Source organism: Stenotrophomonas sp. FR012 (assembly GCF_047520565.2).
Classification (GTDB): Bacteria; Pseudomonadota; Gammaproteobacteria; order Xanthomonadales; family Xanthomonadaceae; genus Stenotrophomonas; species Stenotrophomonas sepilia.
The window spans coordinates 434799-454001 of sequence record NZ_JAXBQL020000001.1 but is presented as its reverse complement, the minus strand read 5'-3'; the positions used below and the strand labels follow the sequence as shown (position 1 = coordinate 454001).

The window sequence follows — 19203 nt, the reverse complement described above, 5'->3', positions numbered from 1 at the left end:
CGCCAACCTTGGCCGGCATCGGCCAAGCCCTCAGTCCAGCTTCACCACCAGCTTGCCGAAGTTGCGCCCCTGCAGCAGGCCAAAGAAGGCTTCCGGCGCCTTCTCCAGCCCTTCCACCACGTCCTCGCGGTACTGGACGCGGCCCTCGCGCAGCCACTGCGCCATCTCGCGCTCGAAGTCCGGCCACAGGTGCTTGAAGTCGTGCACGATGAAACCGCGCACGGTCAGGCGCTGGCGCAGGATCTGGCTGAACAGCGCCGGCAGGCGGTCCGGGCCAGGCTGCGCGACGCCACGATTGTTGTAGGTGGCGATGGTGCCGCACACCGGAATGCGGGCGAAGTCGTTGAGCAATGGCAGCACCGCATCCAGTACATGGCCCCCGACGTTCTCGAAGTACACGTCGATACCCGCAGGCACCGCCGCGCGCAGCTGCTCGGCAAAACCAGCAGCGCGATGATCCAGCGCCACGTCCACGCCCAGCGTCTGCAGATAGGCACGCTTGGCCTCGCCACCGGCGATGGCCACCACGCGCGCGCCCTGCAGCTTGGCCAACTGCGCCACAGTCGCGCCGACCGGCCCCGTTGCGGCGGCCACCACCAGCGTCTCTCCCGGCTGCAGGCGGGCGATTTCATGAAGGCTGGAATAGGCGGTGAAGCCCGGCATGCCATACACCCCCAGCGCCGTACTCAACGGCAGCCCGGCCGGGTCCAGGCGGCGGCCCAGCGCCTTGGCCGGCAGCACCGCGTGGGTCTGCCACCCGCCCGGCGCCAGCACCCGTTCGCCCACTGCGACACCCGCAGCCCTGGACTGCAATACCTCGGCCACGGTCTGGCCTTCCATCACAGCTTCCACTGCCACCGGCGCGGCATACGACGGTCCCTCATCCATGCGTCCACGCATGTACGGGTCCAGTGAGAGGTAGCGATTGCGCAGCAGCACCTCACCGTCGCCCAAGGGCGGCAGCGCGGCCTGCTCCAGGCGGAAATTGGCTGCAGTGGGCGCCCCCTGCGGACGCGACGCCAGCACGATGCGGGTGGTGGTCGATGAGTCGGACATGACGACGGTCTCTGCTGTTGCCAGCATCAGGAAGGAACGCCGACACTACGCCGCAGCGTTCCCCCATGGGGGTCACGAAAACAGCGTTCCATGTCCGGTATCGGTGCCGTCCACGCGCAGGCCGCGCCACGCCGCGTTTGTCGATCACCGTGGCCCGCTGCATTCCGCCGCACGCGATGATCACCGCGCCACCGCGCACGGATGAATCGGCATCCAGCGCCCCCCCTGCCCCGCGACGGCGGATCAAGTACTTGCGTCTGCGCAGACGGCAATGTGAAGGTTTTTTGCCAAAATGCTTGCCGTAGCCGGCTGACCTCCGTAATATGCGCGTCCTTGGCAGCGACCTCGCTGCAATGAACTACGTGGCCGAGTAGCTCAGTTGGTAGAGCAGGGGATTGAAAATCCCCGTGTCGGCGGTTCGATTCCGTCCTCGGCCACCACGTTCGACAGCCTGCAGAAATGCGGGTCTTTTTTTCGGGAATCGCAGTTGATCGTGATTGCCACACAGTTTGGCCGAGTAGCTCAGTTGGTAGAGCAGGGGATTGAAAATCCCCGTGTCGGCGGTTCGATTCCGTCTTCGGCCACCATCTTTCGAGACCTGCAGAGATGCAGGTCTTTTTTTGTCCGTGCTTCGCGCACTGCACGAGTGGCGGATGCGGCGCCCGCGCACACGCCCGGTTGACGAAACATTTACACCGGCATGCGCGGCGGCACCTACGCTCCAGACTCCTGCCTGGAGCCTGACGATGCCTCTGCGCCCCGCCCTGTTCGCCTGCCTGCTGCTGACCGCTTTCCCGGTGATCGCCACTGAACCTGTGCGCGCGGTCGAGCGCCTGGACATCGATCGCTACGCCGGCCAGTGGCACGAGATTGCGCATCTTCCGGTCTCGTTCCAGAAGCAGTGCGTGGGCGAGATCACCGCCAACTACGGACTGCGCAGCGATGGCCGCATCAGTGTCACCAACGCCTGCCGCAACGGCGACGGTGAGCGCGTGGTCGCCGAAGGCGTGGCACGCGCGGTGGCCGGCCATCCCGGCCAGTTGCAGGTGCGCTTCGCGCCGGACTGGCTGAGCTGGGTCCCGCTGGTCTGGGCCGACTACTGGGTGCTGGCGCTGGACCCGGACTATCAGTGGGCACTGGTCGGTGAACCGGACCGGAAGTACCTGTGGATCCTCTCGCGCCTGCCGGAAATGGATCGCGCACGCTTCGAAGCGCTGAAAGAAAAAGCCGAGGCCATGGGCTACGACCTGCGCCCGCTGCGCCTGATGGCCCCGCTTCGCGATACGCCCACCGATTGAACCGCGTCGCAACCGCGGCGCCGCGCGCGCGCGGTCCGGCACCGCGCACGCCCGGCCGCCATCTTCACGCGCTACCCTCTGCGACGGGTCGCCACAGGCGATCCAAACAACCATACGCCGTAGTATGCTTATCCAAACGCACCCCTCCAGAGGACTTGCGCCCATGCTCCACCGTTTCCGTATCGCCTTGATTGTCCTGTGCACCCTCGCCCTTGTTGCCTGCAACAACGGCATCGTCAAGCGTGTTTCGGAACCGGCGGCCAGCCTGCAGCAGCTGACCGTGCGTGCCGACGGCAACTGGACCGTGGCCCTGCGCCTGCAGAACTTCAGCTCGATGCCGATGACCTTCGATGACATCTCGCTGGCGCTGACCGTCGGCGACAACGAAGCCGGCACCCTGCACGCCAAGCCCGGCATCTCCATCGGCGGAACCTCCGCCGACGTCATCAATGTCGACCTCGTGCCCAGCTCGGCCGCGCGCCTGGTGGTGGCCGATGCGCTGGCCAGCAACCGCACCCTGGCCTATGGCCTGAAGGGAACGGTGGCGGCCACGCCGCAGGAAAAGAAGCAGCGCAGCTTCGACATCAGCAGCCGCAGCACCCTCAACCAGGCCCCCGGCCTGCCCGGCGTGCTGCGCTGAACGCGCCTTTCGTGGCGGCGCCCGGCGCCGCTCTCCCCTGCCCTGATCAAATCGAGACGTACCGATGAGCAGCTACACCGCCCCGCTTTCCGACCTCCGTTTCGCCCTGCACGACGTGCTCAAGGTCGAACCCCTGTTCGCCCGCCTGGGCTTCACCGACGCCACCGCCGACGTGGTCGATGCCGTGCTGGAGGAAGCCGGCCGCTTCAGCGCCACCGTACTGGCCCCGCTCAACAGCGTCGGCGACGAGATCGGCTGCGTGCTCGACCAGGCCACCGGTGAAGTGACCACCCCGCCCGGCTTCAAGCAGGCCTACGACCAGTTCGTCGATGGCGGCTGGACCGGCCTGACCGCCTCGCCGGAGCTGGGCGGCCAGGGCCTGCCGCACACTCTGGGCGTGCCGCTGAACGAAATGATCAATGCCGCCAACCTGGCGTGGGGCAACTTCCCGCTGCTCTCCCACGGCGCCATCGAAGCACTGAAGCAGCACGGCGAGGCCTGGCAGCACGAGGCTTTCCTCAAGCCGCTGATCGAGGGCCGCTGGACCGGCACCATGTGCCTGACCGAACCGCACTGCGGTACCGACCTCGGCCTGCTCAAGACCAAGGCCGAGCCGAACGCCGATGGGAGCTATTCGATCACCGGCACCAAGATCTTCATCACCGCCGGCGAGCATGACCTGACCGGGAACATCGTGCACCTGGTGCTGGCCAAGCTGCCCGACGCTCCCCCAGGTGCCAAGGGCATCTCGCTGTTCGTCACCCCGAAGTTCAAGGTCGACCGCGACGGCAACGTCGGCGAGCGCAACGCACTGCGCTGCGGCTCGATCGAGCACAAGATGGGCATCAAGGGGTCGGTCACCTGCGTGATGAACTTCGATGGCGCGCAGGGCTACCTGGTCGGCCAGCCGCACAAGGGCCTGCAGGCGATGTTCACCATGATGAACACCGCGCGCCTGGGGGTCGGCCTGCAGGGCATCGGCCTGTCCGAGCGCGCCTACCAGAACGCGCTGAAGTACAGCCGTGAGCGCCTGCAGTCGCGCGCCCTGAGTGGTGCCAGGTTCCCGGACAAGCCGGCCGACCCGATCCTGGTCCACCCGGATGTGCGCCGCATGCTGCTGACGGTGAAGTCGCTGGTCGAAGGCAGCCGCCTGCTGGCGCTGCACGCCGCCACCCTCATCGACGTTGCCCACCATGCCGAGGATGCCGCTGAGCGCGAGCGCGCCGACACCCTGGTGAGCTTCCTGACGCCGATCTCGAAGGCCTGCCAGACCGAATGGGGCATCGAGAACACCTACAACGCCCTGCAGTGCTTCGGTGGCCACGGCTACATCCGCGAGCACGGCATGGAGCAGCTGGCCCGCGACGCCCGCATCACCACGCTGTATGAAGGCACTACCGGCATCCAGGCGCTGGACCTGATCGGCCGCAAGACCGCGTCCAGCCAGGGCGCCGGCCTGAAGCTGATGCTGGCCGAGATCGAAGCCTTCGCCAAGGAACACGAGGGCAACGAAGCGCTGGCCGAGTTCATTGGCCCGCTGCGCGCCAAGGCCGCCGAATGGGGCAAGCTGACGATGGATGTGCTCCAGCGCGCGGCCGGCAATCCGGACGAACTGGGCGCGGCCAGCTACGACTACCTGTTCTATTCGGGTTACGTGGTGCTGGCCTACTGGTGGGCCCGCAGCGTCGCCGCCGCCGATGCCAGCGCGCACGGCGCCGCCTTCGCCCAGGGCAAGCGCGAGACCGCGCGGTTCTACTTCGCCCGTGTGCTGCCGCGCACGCTCAGCCACGCCGCTGCGATCCAGTCCGGCGCCGCCCCGCTGATGGCGATGGACGACGAGCGATTCGGCGCCTGAGCCGGGCGTCGCCCGGCACCGGTAGTGCCGGCCGCTGGCCGGCAACCGCAACAGCCGGCTTCCTGCGGGATGGCGAGGTGGGTCCAATTGCGGGGGACGGCGCACGCCACCGGACCCACCCCGCCTTCGACAGATTTCCGCTGCTGTTGGTAGGTGTCGACCTTGGTCAACACAGTAGATCCACGCCACGCGTGGATGAGGGGTCAGAGCCCTTTCCTGTGGAAAGGGATCCGACCCCGGCCCGGCAGCCCACCCCCGACCATCCCTCTGGAGAAGAGCCCCCTTTTGTTAAAGGGGGCGCGCCGAAGGCGCGGGGAATAGGTGGAATGCGCGGACCTGAATGTTGACGATTTGTGTATCGCCTGCCGGCGATACACAAATCGTCAACATTCAGGTATAAGCTGTTCTCCCGATGGAGACAGACACTACACGCTTGGGTCTGATCGAAGCCGGAGCTCCGTTTTCTGCTCCGGGCGCCGAAGCATCGCCCAACGCCACGACGCTGCATCGCCCCGGTTCGGTCCGGCTGCTCTCGCTTGATGCCCACGGACGCGTACTGGACTGGATCACCTGGCAGGATGCGGCCTGCCTCTACGCCCGCGAGGCAGTGGCCTGGACGCTCGGCGATCCCTGCCTGCACATCCACGGTGGCACCAACCGCTTCAGCGGCCTGCAGAGCGGCATGGACCTGCACCCGATCATCGCCGCCCGCGGCCACGCCCGCTCCCGCGCGATCGACCCCACGCCGAACCTGACCAATCAGGCCCTGTTCGCCCGCGACGCCCATCTGTGCATGTACTGCGGCCAGCAGTTCACCCGCCCGACGCTTACCCGCGACCATGTCATGCCGCTGTCCAAAGGTGGCCTGGACTGCTGGGAAAACGTGGTCACCGCGTGCTTCCACTGCAATTCGCGCAAGAGCGACCGCACCCCGCAGCAGGCCGGCATGCCCCTGCTGGCAGTGCCCTACCGGCCCAGCTGGATCGAGCACCTGATCCTGTCCAACCGCAACATCCTGGCCGACCAGATGGCCTTCCTGAAGGCGCAGTTGCCCAAGCGCTCGAAACTCAGCACCTGAACGCCCGAAAATGCAACCCTCACCGTCCTGTCACGGACGGCGGCGTTTGCTTGCCCCACCCCCGTTTGAGGGCGAAAATGGGCGTTCAGAAAAAGTGCGAACATGATGATCGACTCTGCCCGCTATCCCCGCCTCGCGCGCATCCAGACACCGGATGACCTGCGCACGTTCGACGAATCCGAATTGAGGGCGGTCGCCGACGAACTGCGCGCCTACCTCATCGAATCGGTGGGCAAGAGCGGAGGTCACTTCGCCGCCGGCCTGGGCGTCATCGAGCTCACCGTGGTCCTGCACTATCTGTACCAGACCCCGGTCGACCAGCTGGTGTGGGACGTCGGCCATCAGACCTACCCGCACAAGATCCTGACCGGCCGCCGCGACGAGATCCATACTGTCAAGCAGAAGGACGGTGTCGCGCCGTTCCCGAAGCGCGAGGAAAGCGAGTACGACACCTTCGGCGTCGGCCACTCCTCCACCTCGATCTCGGCCGCGCTCGGCATGGCCATCGCCCGCCAGTCCGAAGGCGACGACCGCAAGGTCGTGGCAGTGATCGGTGACGGCGCGATGACTGCCGGCATGGCGTTCGAGGCGCTGATGCACGCTGGTGGCATGGAGCCGGAGCCGAACCTGCTGGTGATCCTCAACGACAACAACATGTCGATCTCCGAGGCAGTGGGCGGCCTGACCAAGATGCTGGGCCGAGCGACCGGCAGCCGTACGCTCAACGCGCTGCGCGAAGGTGGCAAGAAGATCCTCGGTGACAAGAAGAACAACCCGGCGCGTTTCGTGAAGCGCTGGGAAGAACACTGGAAGGGCATGTTCGTGCCCTCCACGATGTTCGAGGAAATGGGCTTCCACTACACCGGCCCGATCGACGGCCACGACATGCCGGCGCTGTTGTCCACCCTGAAGACGCTGCGCGCCTCCAAGGGCCCGAAGCTGCTGCATGTGATGACCACCAAGGGCAAGGGCTACGAGCCGGCAGAAGGCGATCAGATCGGTTACCACGCCGTGGGCCCGTTCGATCCGGACAAGGGCCTGGTGGCCAAGGCCGGGGCCAAGATGCCGACCTATACCGATGTATTCAGCGACTGGCTGTGCGATGCCGCCGCCGCCGAGCCGCGCCTCTACGGCATCACTCCGGCGATGCGCGAAGGCTCTGGCCTGGTGCGCTTCAGCAAGGAATACCCGCAGCGCTATTTCGACGTGGCGATCGCCGAGCAGCACGCGGTCACCCTCGCCGCCGGCATGGCCACCCAGGGTGGCAAGCCGGTGGTGGCGATCTACTCCACCTTCCTGCAGCGAGCGTACGACCAGCTGGTGCACGACGTGGCGATCCAGGATCTGGACGTGCTGTTTGCGATCGACCGCGCTGGCGTGGTCGGTCCGGACGGCGCGACCCACGCCGGCAACCTCGACCTCAGCTTCCTGCGCTGCGTGCCGAACATGGTGGTGATGGCACCCTCCAATGAAGCCGAGTGCCGGCAGATGCTCAGCACCGGCCTGCAGCACCCGGGTCCGGCGGCCGTGCGCTACCCGCGCGGTACGGGTACCGGCGTTGCGGCCGGCACCGACCTGTCGACCCTGCCGATCGGCAAGGGCGAGCTGCGCCTGCAGGGCAACCGCATCGCCCTGCTTGCCTTCGGCAGCACCGTGCCCGCCGCCGAGCAGGTCGGCCGCGAACTGGGCCTGAGCGTGGTCAACATGCGCTTCATCAAGCCACTGGATCGCGAGCTGGTGCTGACCATGGCCGCGCAGCACGAGGGCCTGGTCACGATCGAAGACAACGTCGTGGCCGGCGGTGCCGGTTCCGGTGTCGGTGAACTGCTCAATGCCGAAGGCGTGCTGCGTCCGATCCTGCACCTGGGCCTGCCCGACAGCTACCAGCACCACGCCAGCCGCGAGGACCTGCTGGCCGAAGCCGGTATCGATGCGGCCGGCATCCGCGCCGCCGTGCTCAAGCGTTGGCCACAGCTGGCCGCAGGCAGCCCACCGCTGAGCGCAGCGGGCTGAGGCCGATCAGGAATCCACGCATCACGGGAAGGTGCAGCCGAAGGCTCGCACCTTCCATGGTGGAAGCAGGTGGTTCCACGCCATGCGTGGATGGCCGGACCCCGCAGGCCTGCCCCGGCAGGCGCCCCACGCTCAACCGTAACTGACCGCTTCCACGAACGCCCCGCTGGCCTCCACGCGCACGGCGGCGCGCTGCCCGGTGTCGACGAAGTGCAGGCGGGCCAGGGTCTCGGCAAAGTCATAGGCTCGTGCGCCATCACGGAACTCGATTGGCTCCGGCCTATCCGGGTGCAGCACGCGCCACTGGCGCTGTTCGCATTGCAGGCGGATCAACATGCAGCTCACTCCTTGAGGCAGCGTATCGACGGCGGCGCGATGCTGATGCCGGCTACGGCAATCGACATCGGGAATCAGGGCACGCAAGGCACCCTGATCACAGACGATACGGCGTTCAAAATGTGAGCTGTATCAGATTATTCTGATTTTCATGGGTTGAATCCGTAAAGCTCAGTTCACCTGGAACTGCGCCCTGCAGCCATCGCTCACCCAGATGCCGCGGCGATCCCAGCCCCAGCTCTGGCCTTCGATGCAGGCACTGCGCGAGTCCTGGCGGATCAGGCGCACGCCCCGGCGGATGCGGGCATCGCAGTACTCCTGCCGGTGGCCATTGGAATGGCAGGTAACCACATCGCCGCCCCCCCATCCATTGCCGTTGCCCCAGCCGCCGCCATTGCCGCCCCAGCCGCCGCCGCGGCGGTATTCACCGACGAATTCGGCACGGCACCCCTGTGTGACCCAGACGCCGTTGCGCGACTGGCCCCAGGTCTCACCTTCCACACAGGGCGAACCGGACAACTGGCGGATCAGCCGCGCGCGGCCATCCAGGCGGCACTCGTTGCTGCGGTTCTTGACCGACTCGCAGCGCACGATGCCACTGCCATCGCGGCCGCCATAGCGGTCGTCGTCGTAGCCGTAGCCATAGCTCTGCGCCTGGGCGCCGCCGGCGGCCGCCAGCATCGGCAACAGGGTGCAGGCCAGGGTGCGCCAGGTGAGTGCCTTGCCCATCGAGATCTCCAGATGAATACGATGGCGCAAGCATCCGGGATTCACGGCCCGGCGCACAGAGGGAGGCGCGATGGCAGTTGTTCCCCCATTCAAACAACTCAACCGTGGCTGACTGCACTACGGGGGGCTGGCGTCACTCTCCAACGTAAAGCGCGTCTACCGTGTTGCCAAGCGCCTCGACCCGCACCGTGCTGCGCTGGCCGGTGCGGCGGTGATGCTCCAGGGCCAGCGCGGCGGCGGCATCAAAGGCGTCGGCGCCCCGGGCGTAACCGGTGGTGTCGCTCACCTGCGGATGCAGTACGGACCAGCGCTGGGCATTGCATTGGACGGTGATGACCATCGGGAGGCTCCTGCGGATGAAAGGGTGCAGTGGCAGGCAGCGGGCCGCTTGCCGTTACACCATCAGGCTAGCGACCGCCTCCGGGATGGCCCATCAGATTTGTACGAAAATGCCGCGCCTTCGCGTCGGATCTTGGCTTTCCTCACATCCCTGAGTCCGTTTAGCCCGTTCATTCCGTGATCCTTGTCACGGAGTCAGGCTGGCTTCACACTACCGTCATCAACAGGGGCCCCTTCCACATGCGCACCTTCTTCTCACAGCAACGCTGGACGTTGCTGAAGTTCTATTTCGTGGCCAGCTATCTGATCCTGATCGAAGAGTTGATCCGCGCCGCCGTGCATTGAGCGCTTGCTGGCGAGCTATTTGCGACAGAAAATGTCGCTTTAGGCACGGAGCTCGCACATGAAGGTGCTTCTTCTGATCCCGGCCCTGCTGGCTCTGGCCGCCTGTGCCAGCCAGGACACGGCGACCGCGCGCGCTGATGCCGCTGAGGCGTCGCCAGCGACGCCGGTGGTGGGGGGCGACCGTGATGCGCACGGCTGTATCGGCTCTGCCGGGTATCAGTGGTGCGAACACAGCCAGCGCTGCGAGCGCCCCTGGGAGCTGGCGCAGGCGCAGGGCCTGGCCAACACGGCCGAGGCCATCGACGCGTACTGCGCCAAGCCCGCCAGCCCGGCGCGCAAGTGAGCACGCCCTGCCATGGCTGAGCTTACTCCCCTGCCCGATCTCGCCCGTGGCCGGTATCGCCACTTCAAGGGCGGCGACTACGAGGTGATCGACATCGTCCGCAGCAGCGAGACGTTGGAGCCGATGGTGCTTTATCGCGCACTCTATGGCGAAGGCGGCCTGTGGGTACGCCCCTACCCGATGTTCATCGAGCAGGTTCCGGGCGAACACGGCCCGCAGGCGCGCTTCGCTCGCATCGACGACTGATCCGGTGCGACCCGCAGTGACCCGGAGCCCACGATGACCCCCTATATCTACCTGGCCGCCGCCATCGTGCTGGAAGTGATTGCCACGTCGCTGCTGAAGGCCTCTGACGGCATGAGCCGGCTGTGGCCGACACTGGGCGCGCTGGTTGGCTATGGGCTGTGCTTCTACCTGCTGTCGGTCACCATGAAGTCGGTGCCGACCGGCATCGCCTATGCAATCTGGTCCGGCGTCGGCATTGTGCTGATCTCGCTGATCGGCCTGGTGGTGTTCAAGCAGCGGCTGGATGCACCGGCATTGATCGGGATCGGCCTGATCTGCGCCGGCGTACTGGTGATCAATCTGTTCTCGCGCAGCAGCGCGCACTGAAGACGCTGCTGCGCGAACGGCGCTAGCTGACCTTCTTCAGCTGACCTTCTTCAGCTGACCTTCTTCGCCACGCTCATGCCGATCAGGAACAGCACCACGGCGATGATGATGCCTGCCCAGAACAGGAACTTGGCGATGCCCACGGCGGCGCCAGCGATGCCGCCGAAGCCCAGCACGCCCGCGATGATGCCGATGATGGCGAAGATGATGGCCCACTTGATCATGTCGATCCTTTCCCTGCAGGGAATGCAAACGGTGCGATCAGGCTAGGCCGCCACCGATGCGGCGCTCGTGAACGGGCCGCGTGTGCGGCGTGAATCAACGCGGCCGGAAGCGCAACAACGCCACTGCGAAAGCCAGGAACACGCTTCCCACCAGCCGCTCGAACCAGCGCCGTGCGAATGGCTTGGCGAGCCAACGGCGCAGGCCGTGGCCACCGGCCGCATACATCACGTACCAGAACAGTTCGCAGGCCGCGAAGGTCGCCACCAGCACGCTGTACTGCACGGCCTGGCTGCGCGACGGGTCGACGAACTGTGGCAGGAACGCTGCGGCGAACAGCAGTAGTTTGGGATTGCTCAGGCCGACCCACAGGCCGCCGCGGAACACCGTTCCTGCGCCATGTACCGGCGCCAGCGTGACCTCGTCAGCATCGGCCACCGCGGGTGCGGGCCGGCAACTGTCGCGCCAGGCCTTGATGCCGAGCCAGGCCAGGTAGGCCACACCGAGATAGCGCAGCACCTCGAACAGCATGGGCGAGGAATGCAGCAGCGCACTCAGACCCGCTGCGGAAGCCGCCAGCACAAGCAGCATCGCCAGCAGGCAGCCGGCCATGGCCGGCACGCTGCCGCGAAATCCCAGCCCGACGCTGCGGCCAAGGATGTGCAGCATGTTGGGCCCAGGCGTCCCGCACAGCACGAAGACCGTGGCCAGGAACCACCACCAGGTATGCAGGGCCATATCGGGCGTCCACTTCAGAACATCCAACCAGCATAGAGTGTGCCGGCCTGGCGCGGCACACACAGTGCAGCATGGATGCGGTGGTTACAGAAACAGGCTCAGGCCGCGAGCGCGTCGCGCCGTACCAGTACCTGGTCGATCAGGCCCCATTCGCATGCCTGCTCGGCGCTCATGAACCGATCGCGGTCCAGGGTCTGTTCGACCTCCTCGAAACTGCGTCCGCAATGGCGCGCATACAGCTGGGTGATGCGCTGCTTGGTGCGCTGCATCTCCTCGGCGTGGATGAAGATGTCCGAAGCCTGGCCCTGCACCCCGCCCAGCGGCTGGTGCACATGCAGGCTGGCATTGGCCAGCGCCGCGCGGTGACCCGGCTCGCCGGCCATCAGCAGGAACGAACCCATCGACCGCGCGGTGCCCATGCACAGCGTATGCACCGGGGCCGAGATGTATTGCATCGTGTCGTACATCGCCAGGCCGCTGGAGATCACCCCACCCGGCGAATTGATGTACAGATGGATCGGCTTCTCCGGATTTTCAGATTCAAGGAACAGCAGTTGCGCGCAGACCAGCGCCGATACGGTGTCATCGACTTCGCCGTTGAGAAAGATGATGCGCTCGCGCAGGAGCCGCGAGTAGATGTCATAGGAGCGCTCACCGCGCTCGCTGCGTTCCACCACCATCGGTACCAGCTGCATTCTGTCCCGCATGTGCCTGCTCCCTGTAGCGTTCGATCCAGGCGCCGGCTCACGCCGCGCGCATCACCGTGCGATGGTCATCGTTGGACGCCGGCGGTATCAGCGCGCGCCGGTCGGTGAGCCGATGCACGATGGTCAGCACCGTTCCCCCATCCTCATCAGCGCGCAGCCGAAAACACACAAGGCTGTGCAGATGTGGGGGCTGTGCATCGCGCAAGCGGAATCCCAGCTCCCGCCCCTCCTCGCACAGGCAGGGCTGTGGATCGGCAAGATCGGCGGCAGGCAACCAGCGCTCACGCAGTGCCGGATCGAACAGTGCGCGCCAGACCCGTTCCGGCGGCGCAGGCAACCGCTGCTCCATCACCAGCGCGGGAGCCGCTTCCTTCAGTACATCGTCCATCAGTCCATCTCCTCCAGCAGGTTCTGCAGTGCGGACATCCGCGCCGGCCAGTAGGCCCGGTATCGCTGCAGCCAGCGTCCGATGTGGGCCAGCCCGCGCGGATCGACTTCATAGTGGACGAAGCGCCCCTGGCGCTGCTCACGCACCAGCCCTGCATCGCGCAGCACTGCCAGGTGCTGGGACATCGCAGACTGGCTGATCGCAATGCCCTCGCGCAGCGCGCTGGCATGCCGCCCGCCATCGGCCAGCTTTTCGAAGATGTGGCGGCGGGTGGGGTCAGCCAGCGCCTTGAACAGGGCGTTCTCGATCATGATCAACACATTAGCAGTCACTAATGTATGGTGCAACTGCCACACCTGCTGTGCTGCAATGACGACTTCCTGGCATGGAGCTGAGCATGAAGACCCTTGGCCTGATCGGCGGCATGAGCTGGGAAAGCTCGGCGCAGTACTACCGTCTCATCAACGAGACGGTGCGGCACCGCCTCGGTGGCGCGCATTCGGCGCAACTGCTGCTGTGGTCGGTGGATTTCGCCGACATCAAGCAGTTGCAGCACGACGGTCAGTGGGATGTGCTGGGCAACCACATGCTCGATGCCGCGCGGCGACTGCAGGCCGGTGGCGCCGAGCTGCTGGTGATCTGCACCAACACCATGCATATGCTGGCCGGCCGGATCGAAGCCGAATGCCCGCTGCCCCTGCTGCATATCGCCGACCCGACCGCCACGGCGATCCTGCAGGCAGGCATCCGCAAGGTGGGACTGCTCGGCACCGCCTTCACCATGGAGCAGGCGTTCTACCGCGACCGGCTGCAGGACCGCTTCGGGCTGCAGGTACTGGTTCCGGAGGCTGATGATCGCCGCTGCGTGCACGACATCATCTACCAGGAGCTGATCGCCGGCGTGGCCAGCGAGCACTCGCGGCAGGTGTACGCCGGCGTGATTGCGCGGCTGGTCGCGCGCGGCGCCGAAGCGATCATCCTCGGCTGTACCGAGATCATGCTGCTGGTGCGCCCCGAAGACAGTGCGGTGCCGTTGTTCGACACGACCACCCTGCACGCGCTTGCGGCGGTGGACGCTGCGCTGGCCTGACCGCGCGCAGCGTCAGCCTAGGCCCTGGACTTCCAGTGCGGTGATCACCCAGTCGACCACAGCCTGCGAATCACACAGGAAGAAGATGGCATCGCCCGAACGCGCTTCGGTCAGCAGCCGATAGACGGTAATCGCCACCGCCGACTGGTTGGCGATGAACACCTCCGGGCTGCGCGGCCCTTCGCTGTGGCCGGCCACGGCGTGCAACGCCTTGCGCGCAGCCACGGTGGCGGGCGGGTCTGCGCTGCGGGTCAGTTCCGGCCCGCGCAGGCCCCACGCAATGAACACATGCTTGCCCTTGAACGTGGTGTCCAGGACACGCACCTGCCCGGCCTCTGCGCCAGCCGAGCGATGAATGACGGTACTGCTGATCAACGCAACCCCCTGTGGTCGTCGTGGTCCGCGCATCCTCCTCCGCAAGCCGGCTGCACGCCAGTGACGGCAGCCACAGGCTGCGCCGGCATGCGTGGGAGACATGTAAGAAGGTGTAAGCCGATGCGATCGGATGTGCCGCGATGATAAGGGATGTAAGGCCCTGCATGGGCCGGTGCGCACTACTAAATCCCCACTGAGCCAGCGCCGGAACGATCCGTTCCGACGGCCTCGGGCTGGTCCATTCTTGCGGCCCATTCCCCCTGCCGAGGCTCTCCATGACCCATCGCCTGTTGCCGCCCATTGCCACCTCCGCCCTGGCCCTGCTGCTGGTGGCCACCACGGTGGCCGCCCAGGACTACGACAGCGATCACATTCCGCCGCTGCGTTGCGAGTCGCAGTTCAACAAGACCCAGCAGTGCCCGATCGAAGGCCGCATGCGCATGGCCAGGCAGCTGTCGGTCACCCGCTGCGTCGAGGACCAGAACTGGGGCCAGAGCCGCCGCATGCTCTGGGTCACCGAAGGCTGCCGCGCTGAGTTCGTGGCAGACGAACAGGGGCGCGGCCGGGATCGTGATCGGGATGACGACGGCGAGCGCCTGGTCTGCGAGTCCTACGAGCAGAAGGACAAGGAATGCCGCATCCGGGTGCGCCATGAAGTGCGCCTGGTCAAGCAGAAGTCGGTGACGCCGTGCGTCGAGGACCGCAACTGGGGCTGGGACCGCCGCGGGGTGTGGGTCAGCGACGGCTGCCGTGCCGAGTTCCGCGTGTATTGACTGCCGACCACACGCTGGCTTTGGCGGATACGCAGACACGGCCGACGTGATCGATGGACTGGGCGCATCCAGTCCAGGAGCCTGCGATGGCACCACCCGATCCTTCCTCGACGATGCTGCATATCCGCGAGGTGATGCCCGCCTCGGGTTTCATCGACAGCGGCATCGAGCATGGATTGGACGAAGGCGATCCGGAGCTGATCTACCGCTTTTCCGGCAGCTGATCGAGATACGTGGTCACCTTTGCGTCCAGCAGGTCCATCAACACCGGATCCATGCAGCGATAGTCGTCGGGGATGTCCAGGCAATGCAGGCGCTTGTGTTCCAGCAGGCGCGCGTATGCGGCCCGCAGGCGATGCTGGTGCTTGGCCTCCATCACGAAGATGACATCGGCCCAGCGGATATCCGCCGGGCCGATGGGGCGTCGTGCATGCGGGCTGGTGCCGGCCGACAGCGCGTTGAAGCCGGGCCGCCGTCGCCACATGGCTTCGGCGGTCGGGCTCCGCAGCTGGTTGCGGCTGCAGACGAACAGCAGGTTGATCATTCCTGTTCCTGCAGTTGCCGGGCGCTGAGGACCGGATAGGTGAAGCCCAGCTGGCGTGCACGCGCGAGCTTGGCATCGCGCGTATACAACAGCTTCCAGCTCTTCTCGGGCTTGTAGCGGTAGGCGGTCGTGGCGCGGTCGCCACCACGATTGCGGGCCTGGCTGCGACGCCAGGCACGGTTTCTTGCAGATTCCATGATGTGTTCTCGTGAGTACCGGGTTCAGCAGCCGCGGTAGTACGAGTGGCGCGCAGCATACACCGCACGCACAAAAAAGCCCACGCATCGCTGCGCGGGCTTCTTGATTCATCACAGTGGTCGGGACGGCCGGATTCGAACCGACGACCCTCTGCCCCCCAGGCATCGTTCCAGATAGGCCCATCCCGTTGATCTGTAAGGGTTTCAGGCCTTCGCAGGGCATCCCAAAAGTGCAAATTGCGCCCCAATCCGATCAATCACTTACGAGCCGATAGGGTGCATATGGCGGCTCTACCCGACGCCATCCGAACGGCGGCGATGCGATCCCCCCCTTCAGCCAATCCCCTTCCCTGTCCCGCCAATCGAGGATCTTCTCCGGGTGCTCCCCGCCGCGCCCCGTATCTAGCGCCCCACGGCCAGCATCCCCTTCCTCGGCGAGCGTACATGCAGCGGATCGCGACGAGCCTAGGCAGGTGTCACGAACTGCTGCCCGTCGGCGTCCTTGCTTCGGGTGGGGCGATTCCGGCCCCACAGATACCCGAAAAGGACCCATCAAAATGAATCGAGCGAACTGGTTCGTAGTCTCTCCCGAGGGCGCCAAAGCCGTGGGGCAACTGCATCACTTTGTGACCGCGAACACATCTCTGCCGCCGAAACTGGTGCATCTGGTGTTTTTGCGTGTGTCGCAGCTAAACGGCTGCGCCCACTGCATCGACATTCATACCCGTGATCTGCTTAAGGAAGGCATGCCGTTCGACACAATCGCTCTCCTACCTGTTTGGCACGAGGCCGCCTATCTATTCTCCGAACAAGAGCGCGCCGCACTGGCATGGGCAGAGGAAGTGACGCTCGTGAGCGAAACCCATGCATCTGATGAGGCGTACGAAAAAGTAGCCGCAGTATTCGGCGAGAAAGACCTGGTCGACCTCACGCTCACCATTGCGGCCATGAACGCGATCAACCGGATGGGCGTGAGCTTCAGATTGAAGCCCCGCGCCAAGCCCGCTGCGGAGAAGTAGCGTACGGCACGCCGGAGATCGTCCTGGCTTTGTCCGGGCCGAGGCGCTCGTAGGAACCATCGGTGGCCTACTCACCGCAAGGAACGGGCGGAGCAAGCCCCGCCCACATAGTGCCTTAACCCTGGACTTCCGCCCGGAAGGCAATCTCAATCAGCTGCTCGGGGAAGGCCAACGCCGAGACCCCGATCAGGTTGCTGGCCACCTGCGGCACCGGCTGGCCATACACGGCCGGCCGGACTTTGCTACTGGCCGCGAAAGCGGCCGGAACGTCGATGACGAACAGCGTTTCCTCGACCACGTCCGCGATCGACCCACCCAGCTCTGCCAGCAGCACCTGCGCGTTCTCGTAGGTGCGCCTCATCTGGGCTTCCATGGTATCGAAGTTGGCGGGCTTGCCGTCGGCCCCCAGCTCCGCCGGCGCAACCAGCTCGCCCTGCGGCGTGTGCGAGAGCTGGCCGGACACGAAGATCGTGTTGTTGACGCGGATGGCCTGTACGTACCCGTAGGCCGATTCCCACGGCACTCCGAAGCTGGCGGTCTTTCGATTGGTAGCGTTCATCATTGCTCTCTCTGGTGAAAGGGCAAGTGTGGCAAGCATTTTGAGTCGACCGCCTCCCCTGAACGGGGGATCAGATTCGAGCGCGGGACAGCTGCTCTCTACCTGCCTTGACCCACGCCTTCATCGGATCCCTCGCCCTGGGCTTGGTCTCCTTCGGCGGTCGGCGCGGTTCCAGCGCTTCCTTGATCCGCGCCAGTTCCAACCGCCCGGCCTCGGCCAGGCGCCGGGCCTGTTGCTGCTGCTCGCGCGTCGGCGGCAGGCCTGGCAGCGGCGGCTCGGGCTGGATCGGAGTGCTGTCGGTCAGCCGGGCGACCGCCTGGCGCAGGGGAAGATCGGGATACAGCCTGGCCGCGCACCAGCGCCCGGCGTACCGCTTCGCCTGCCGGACGTTGGCCGCGCGCACTTCCTTCACCTGCCACATCTTCTGGCCTTCCATCCATAGCCGGACCCCGGGACCGCCGTCGGGCGTGACGCTGGCCGTCTCCCGGCCGTTGTACCAAAGCGCCCAGCGCTCGCCGGTCTGGACCCAGCCAGAGGGGATTGGGGCGGTGCGGAAGCCGTGGGAAGAACGCATGGCCGGAAGGATACGGCTGGTGACGGTGAAGTTTGCCGACGTGCGCGACGGCCACCTGTGGGTAGTGCCGTCGAAAACCGAGGGCTCGACGAACGTTCGACTACAGATCGCCGTGGCCGGGCCGCTGCTCGACCTGCTGGCCAGGTGCCGCGATGACGTGGTTTCGCCGTTCGTGATCCACCGCCTGCCGGAAAAGGCCAGGCCCAGCGACAAGCGCGCGAAGGACCGAGCGCACCACACGCAGGTGCTGCCCGAGCAGCTGTCGCGTGCGTTCGCAAAGGCACGCGATGCTGCCGGCGTGGGTGGCGAAGCACCGCCAACATTCCATGAGATCCGCAGCCTGGGCGGTGCGCTGCTGCGCGATGCGGGCTGGACCACGGAACAGATTCAAGCGCTGATGGGACACGGCAACGCGTCGATGACTGAGCATTACCTGGGTGGCCATGAAGCGCCGTGGCAGCCGGTCACCACGGGTATCGCGCTACCTCGATAGGGTGGCGATAGGGTGGTAATAGGGTGCACAACGAAAAAGGGCCTGCACCGCATGGCGCAAGCCCTTGTTCTATCGCTGCTTTTGGTCGGGACGGCCGGATTCGAACCGACGACCCTCTGCCCCCCAGGCAGATGCGCTACCAGGCTGCGCTACGCCCCGACTGATGCTGCGATGTGCCCGCCAGTGCGGCGGGCCGTGAAGTATAGCGGATTACGATGGAAATTGGATCAGCGGCGCAGCAACTGCAGCACTTCTTCCAGCTCCATGCGCACCTGCTTGATGATCTGGTTGCTCAGCGCCGATTCCTCGCGGGCATCGGGACCATCCAGGCGCAGGCGTGCACCACCGATGGTGTAGCCCTGTTCGTACAGCAGGCTGCGGATCTGCCGCACCATCAGCACGTCATGGCGCTGGTAGTAGCGGCGGTTGCCTCGGCGCTTGGCCGGCTCAAGGCTGGGAAACTCGGTTTCCCAGTAGCGCAGGACGTGCGGCTTGACGTCGCACAGCTCGCTGACCTCACCGATGGTGAAGTAGCGCTTGGCCGGGATCGGCGGTAGTTCGCGATTACTGCCCGGATCCAGCATAAGCTTCCACCCTCTCCTTGAGCTTCTGGCCCGGACGGAAGGTGACCACCGTACGGGCGGAAATCGGAATTTCCTCGCCGGTCTTCGGGTTGCGACCCGGGCGCTGGTTCTTGCGCCGCAGATCGAAATTACCGAAGCCCGACAGCTTCACCTGACGTCCCTGTTCCAATGCTTCACGCAGCACATCGAAAAACGCGTCGACGAATTCCTTGGCTTCCCGCTTGTTCAGACCGACTTCGTCGAACAGCTTTTCCGCCATCTCCGCCTTGGTCAATGCCATTGCCTGCTACCCCCGA

General features: G+C 65.7%; 28 protein-coding genes, 3 tRNA genes and 1 pseudogene. 15 read left to right on the top strand and 17 right to left on the bottom strand.

Annotated features, from left to right (window positions below; translation table 11 throughout):
• Nucleotides 1-30: 30 nt before the first annotated feature.
• The gene (gene curA, locus ACM0O9_RS02230; protein ID WP_005417804.1) at nucleotides 31-1056 is read right to left on the bottom strand and encodes an NADPH-dependent curcumin/dihydrocurcumin reductase; all 1026 of its coding nucleotides are present in this window, start codon (nucleotides 1054-1056) and stop codon (nucleotides 31-33) included.
• A 364-nt stretch (nucleotides 1057-1420) separates the two neighbouring features.
• On the opposite strand from curA, the gene ACM0O9_RS02225 reads away from it, so the two are divergent.
• The 7 genes from ACM0O9_RS02225 (at nucleotide 1421) to dxs (ending at nucleotide 7940) form a co-directional block, all read left to right on the top strand.
• Nucleotides 1421-1496 (top strand) — tRNA-Phe (locus ACM0O9_RS02225).
• Nucleotides 1497-1567: 71 nt separating this feature from the next.
• Nucleotides 1568-1643: transfer RNA gene (locus tag ACM0O9_RS02220), tRNA-Phe, on the top strand.
• A 159-nt stretch (nucleotides 1644-1802) separates the two neighbouring features.
• Nucleotides 1803-2354, top strand: coding sequence for a lipocalin family protein (locus ACM0O9_RS02215; protein ID WP_235649395.1), 552 nt, complete (start codon nucleotides 1803-1805; stop codon nucleotides 2352-2354).
• A gap of 163 nt (nucleotides 2355-2517) precedes the next feature.
• A complete protein-coding gene (locus tag ACM0O9_RS02210; RefSeq protein ID WP_065196612.1) occupies nucleotides 2518-2994 on the top strand; it encodes an LEA/WHy family protein in 477 nt (158 codons plus the stop codon).
• Between the two features lie 64 nt (nucleotides 2995-3058).
• Nucleotides 3059-4849 carry an acyl-CoA dehydrogenase C-terminal domain-containing protein gene (locus tag ACM0O9_RS02205; RefSeq protein ID WP_065196611.1) on the top strand — a complete coding sequence of 597 codons (1791 nt, stop codon included), beginning with the start codon at nucleotides 3059-3061 and terminating at the stop codon, nucleotides 4847-4849.
• A 412-nt stretch (nucleotides 4850-5261) separates the two neighbouring features.
• Entirely contained in the window at nucleotides 5262-5927 is a 666-nt protein-coding gene (locus ACM0O9_RS02200; protein WP_032954353.1) for an HNH endonuclease, read from the top strand.
• A 105-nt stretch (nucleotides 5928-6032) separates the two neighbouring features.
• On the top strand, nucleotides 6033-7940 hold the full coding sequence (gene dxs / locus ACM0O9_RS02195) for a 1-deoxy-D-xylulose-5-phosphate synthase (RefSeq protein WP_065186075.1): 1908 nt from the start codon (nucleotides 6033-6035) through the stop codon (nucleotides 7938-7940).
• A gap of 132 nt (nucleotides 7941-8072) precedes the next feature.
• Here the strand turns inward: dxs and ACM0O9_RS02190 are convergent, their stop codons facing one another.
• From ACM0O9_RS02190 to ACM0O9_RS02180, 3 genes are all read right to left on the bottom strand, one after another.
• Nucleotides 8073-8276, bottom strand: a complete 204-nt coding sequence (locus ACM0O9_RS02190) for a hypothetical protein (protein ID WP_005417823.1) — start codon at nucleotides 8274-8276, stop codon at nucleotides 8073-8075.
• 171 nt (nucleotides 8277-8447) lie between these two features.
• On the bottom strand, nucleotides 8448-9005 hold the full coding sequence (locus tag ACM0O9_RS02185) for a DUF3011 domain-containing protein (RefSeq protein ID WP_005417825.1): 558 nt from the start codon (nucleotides 9003-9005) through the stop codon (nucleotides 8448-8450).
• 133 nt (nucleotides 9006-9138) lie between these two features.
• Nucleotides 9139-9345 carry a hypothetical protein gene (locus ACM0O9_RS02180; protein WP_005417826.1) on the bottom strand — a complete coding sequence of 69 codons (207 nt, stop codon included), beginning with the start codon at nucleotides 9343-9345 and terminating at the stop codon, nucleotides 9139-9141.
• 402 nt (nucleotides 9346-9747) lie between these two features.
• Here ACM0O9_RS02180 and ACM0O9_RS02175 point away from each other — a divergent pair, with 402 nt between their 5' ends.
• From ACM0O9_RS02175 to ACM0O9_RS02165, 3 genes are read left to right on the top strand one after another with little or no spacing between them, the layout of a single operon-like run.
• Complete coding sequence (locus ACM0O9_RS02175; RefSeq protein WP_053499224.1) at nucleotides 9748-10032, top strand: hypothetical protein; 285 nt, start codon at nucleotides 9748-9750, stop codon at nucleotides 10030-10032.
• 12 nt (nucleotides 10033-10044) lie between these two features.
• Nucleotides 10045-10278 (top strand): DUF1653 domain-containing protein, encoded by a 234-nt coding sequence (locus ACM0O9_RS02170; RefSeq protein ID WP_005417832.1) that lies wholly within the window; start codon nucleotides 10045-10047, stop codon nucleotides 10276-10278.
• Between the two features lie 33 nt (nucleotides 10279-10311).
• Nucleotides 10312-10644: an SMR family transporter gene (locus ACM0O9_RS02165; RefSeq protein ID WP_414604175.1), complete on the top strand. Its 333-nt coding sequence runs from the start codon at nucleotides 10312-10314 to the stop codon at nucleotides 10642-10644.
• A 50-nt stretch (nucleotides 10645-10694) separates the two neighbouring features.
• Here ACM0O9_RS02165 and ACM0O9_RS02160 read toward each other — a convergent pair whose 3' ends face one another.
• The 5 genes from ACM0O9_RS02160 to ACM0O9_RS02140 all read right to left on the bottom strand — a co-directional run bounded on the left by ACM0O9_RS02160 (nucleotide 10695) and on the right by ACM0O9_RS02140 (nucleotide 13010).
• Nucleotides 10695-10868: a DUF1328 domain-containing protein gene (locus ACM0O9_RS02160; RefSeq protein ID WP_005417836.1), complete on the bottom strand. Its 174-nt coding sequence runs from the start codon at nucleotides 10866-10868 to the stop codon at nucleotides 10695-10697.
• 94 nt (nucleotides 10869-10962) lie between these two features.
• Nucleotides 10963-11604: a LysE family translocator gene (locus ACM0O9_RS02155; RefSeq protein WP_005417837.1), complete on the bottom strand. Its 642-nt coding sequence runs from the start codon at nucleotides 11602-11604 to the stop codon at nucleotides 10963-10965.
• A gap of 98 nt (nucleotides 11605-11702) precedes the next feature.
• Nucleotides 11703-12311, bottom strand: coding sequence for an ATP-dependent Clp protease proteolytic subunit (locus tag ACM0O9_RS02150; RefSeq protein WP_005417839.1), 609 nt, complete (start codon nucleotides 12309-12311; stop codon nucleotides 11703-11705).
• 37 nt (nucleotides 12312-12348) lie between these two features.
• The gene (locus ACM0O9_RS02145) at nucleotides 12349-12699 is read right to left on the bottom strand and encodes an SRPBCC family protein (protein ID WP_049413658.1); all 351 of its coding nucleotides are present in this window, start codon (nucleotides 12697-12699) and stop codon (nucleotides 12349-12351) included.
• Nucleotides 12699-13010, bottom strand: coding sequence for an ArsR/SmtB family transcription factor (locus ACM0O9_RS02140; RefSeq protein WP_005417843.1), 312 nt, complete (start codon nucleotides 13008-13010; stop codon nucleotides 12699-12701). The genes ACM0O9_RS02145 and ACM0O9_RS02140 overlap by 1 nt, the downstream gene beginning before the upstream one ends.
• Nucleotides 13011-13084: 74 nt before the next feature.
• On the opposite strand from ACM0O9_RS02140, the gene ACM0O9_RS02135 reads away from it, so the two are divergent.
• Complete coding sequence (locus ACM0O9_RS02135) at nucleotides 13085-13789, top strand: aspartate/glutamate racemase family protein (protein WP_321573326.1); 705 nt, start codon at nucleotides 13085-13087, stop codon at nucleotides 13787-13789.
• 12 nt (nucleotides 13790-13801) lie between these two features.
• On the opposite strand, the gene ACM0O9_RS02130 is transcribed toward ACM0O9_RS02135, so the two are convergent.
• Nucleotides 13802-14197 carry a hypothetical protein gene (locus ACM0O9_RS02130; RefSeq protein WP_414604176.1) on the bottom strand — a complete coding sequence of 132 codons (396 nt, stop codon included), beginning with the start codon at nucleotides 14195-14197 and terminating at the stop codon, nucleotides 13802-13804.
• Between the two features lie 242 nt (nucleotides 14198-14439).
• Between ACM0O9_RS02130 and ACM0O9_RS02125 the strand changes: the two genes are divergently transcribed.
• The gene (locus ACM0O9_RS02125; protein WP_065179581.1) at nucleotides 14440-14937 is read left to right on the top strand and encodes a DUF3011 domain-containing protein; all 498 of its coding nucleotides are present in this window, start codon (nucleotides 14440-14442) and stop codon (nucleotides 14935-14937) included.
• Between the two features lie 137 nt (nucleotides 14938-15074).
• Nucleotides 15075-15161, top strand: a pseudogene (locus ACM0O9_RS02120) (GNAT family N-acetyltransferase); the annotation flags it as partial.
• On the opposite strand, the gene ACM0O9_RS02115 reads toward ACM0O9_RS02120, so the two are convergent.
• Both ACM0O9_RS02115 and ACM0O9_RS02110 read right to left on the bottom strand, forming a co-directional pair.
• Nucleotides 15140-15481 carry a low molecular weight protein tyrosine phosphatase family protein gene (locus ACM0O9_RS02115; protein WP_005417852.1) on the bottom strand — a complete coding sequence of 114 codons (342 nt, stop codon included), beginning with the start codon at nucleotides 15479-15481 and terminating at the stop codon, nucleotides 15140-15142. The pseudogene ACM0O9_RS02120 and the gene ACM0O9_RS02115 overlap by 22 nt on opposite strands.
• The gene (locus ACM0O9_RS02110; RefSeq protein ID WP_005417854.1) at nucleotides 15478-15678 is read right to left on the bottom strand and encodes a hypothetical protein; all 201 of its coding nucleotides are present in this window, start codon (nucleotides 15676-15678) and stop codon (nucleotides 15478-15480) included. Before ACM0O9_RS02110 ends, ACM0O9_RS02115 begins: the two co-directional genes overlap by 4 nt.
• A gap of 557 nt (nucleotides 15679-16235) precedes the next feature.
• Between ACM0O9_RS02110 and ACM0O9_RS02105 the strand changes: the two genes are divergently transcribed.
• The gene (locus ACM0O9_RS02105; protein WP_069139815.1) at nucleotides 16236-16697 is read left to right on the top strand and encodes a carboxymuconolactone decarboxylase family protein; all 462 of its coding nucleotides are present in this window, start codon (nucleotides 16236-16238) and stop codon (nucleotides 16695-16697) included.
• Nucleotides 16698-16812: 115 nt separating this feature from the next.
• Here ACM0O9_RS02105 and ACM0O9_RS02100 read toward each other — a convergent pair whose 3' ends face one another.
• Nucleotides 16813-17256, bottom strand: a complete 444-nt coding sequence (locus tag ACM0O9_RS02100; protein ID WP_235649398.1) for a RidA family protein — start codon at nucleotides 17254-17256, stop codon at nucleotides 16813-16815.
• A gap of 70 nt (nucleotides 17257-17326) precedes the next feature.
• Nucleotides 17327-17830, bottom strand: coding sequence for a hypothetical protein (locus ACM0O9_RS02095; RefSeq protein WP_414604177.1), 504 nt, complete (start codon nucleotides 17828-17830; stop codon nucleotides 17327-17329).
• 19 nt (nucleotides 17831-17849) lie between these two features.
• On the opposite strand from ACM0O9_RS02095, the gene ACM0O9_RS02090 reads away from it, so the two are divergent.
• Nucleotides 17850-18323: a tyrosine-type recombinase/integrase gene (locus ACM0O9_RS02090; protein WP_005417861.1), complete on the top strand. Its 474-nt coding sequence runs from the start codon at nucleotides 17850-17852 to the stop codon at nucleotides 18321-18323.
• An 82-nt stretch (nucleotides 18324-18405) separates the two neighbouring features.
• Here ACM0O9_RS02090 and ACM0O9_RS02085 read toward each other — a convergent pair.
• The 3 genes from ACM0O9_RS02085 to ACM0O9_RS02075 form a co-directional block, all read right to left on the bottom strand.
• A tRNA-Pro gene (locus ACM0O9_RS02085) sits at nucleotides 18406-18482 on the bottom strand.
• A gap of 68 nt (nucleotides 18483-18550) precedes the next feature.
• Nucleotides 18551-18907 (bottom strand): MerR family transcriptional regulator, encoded by a 357-nt coding sequence (locus ACM0O9_RS02080; protein WP_005410431.1) that lies wholly within the window; start codon nucleotides 18905-18907, stop codon nucleotides 18551-18553.
• Complete coding sequence (locus ACM0O9_RS02075) at nucleotides 18888-19187, bottom strand: integration host factor subunit alpha (protein ID WP_005410432.1); 300 nt, start codon at nucleotides 19185-19187, stop codon at nucleotides 18888-18890. The genes ACM0O9_RS02080 and ACM0O9_RS02075 overlap by 20 nt, the downstream gene beginning before the upstream one ends.
• Between the last annotated feature and the right edge of the window lie 16 nt (nucleotides 19188-19203).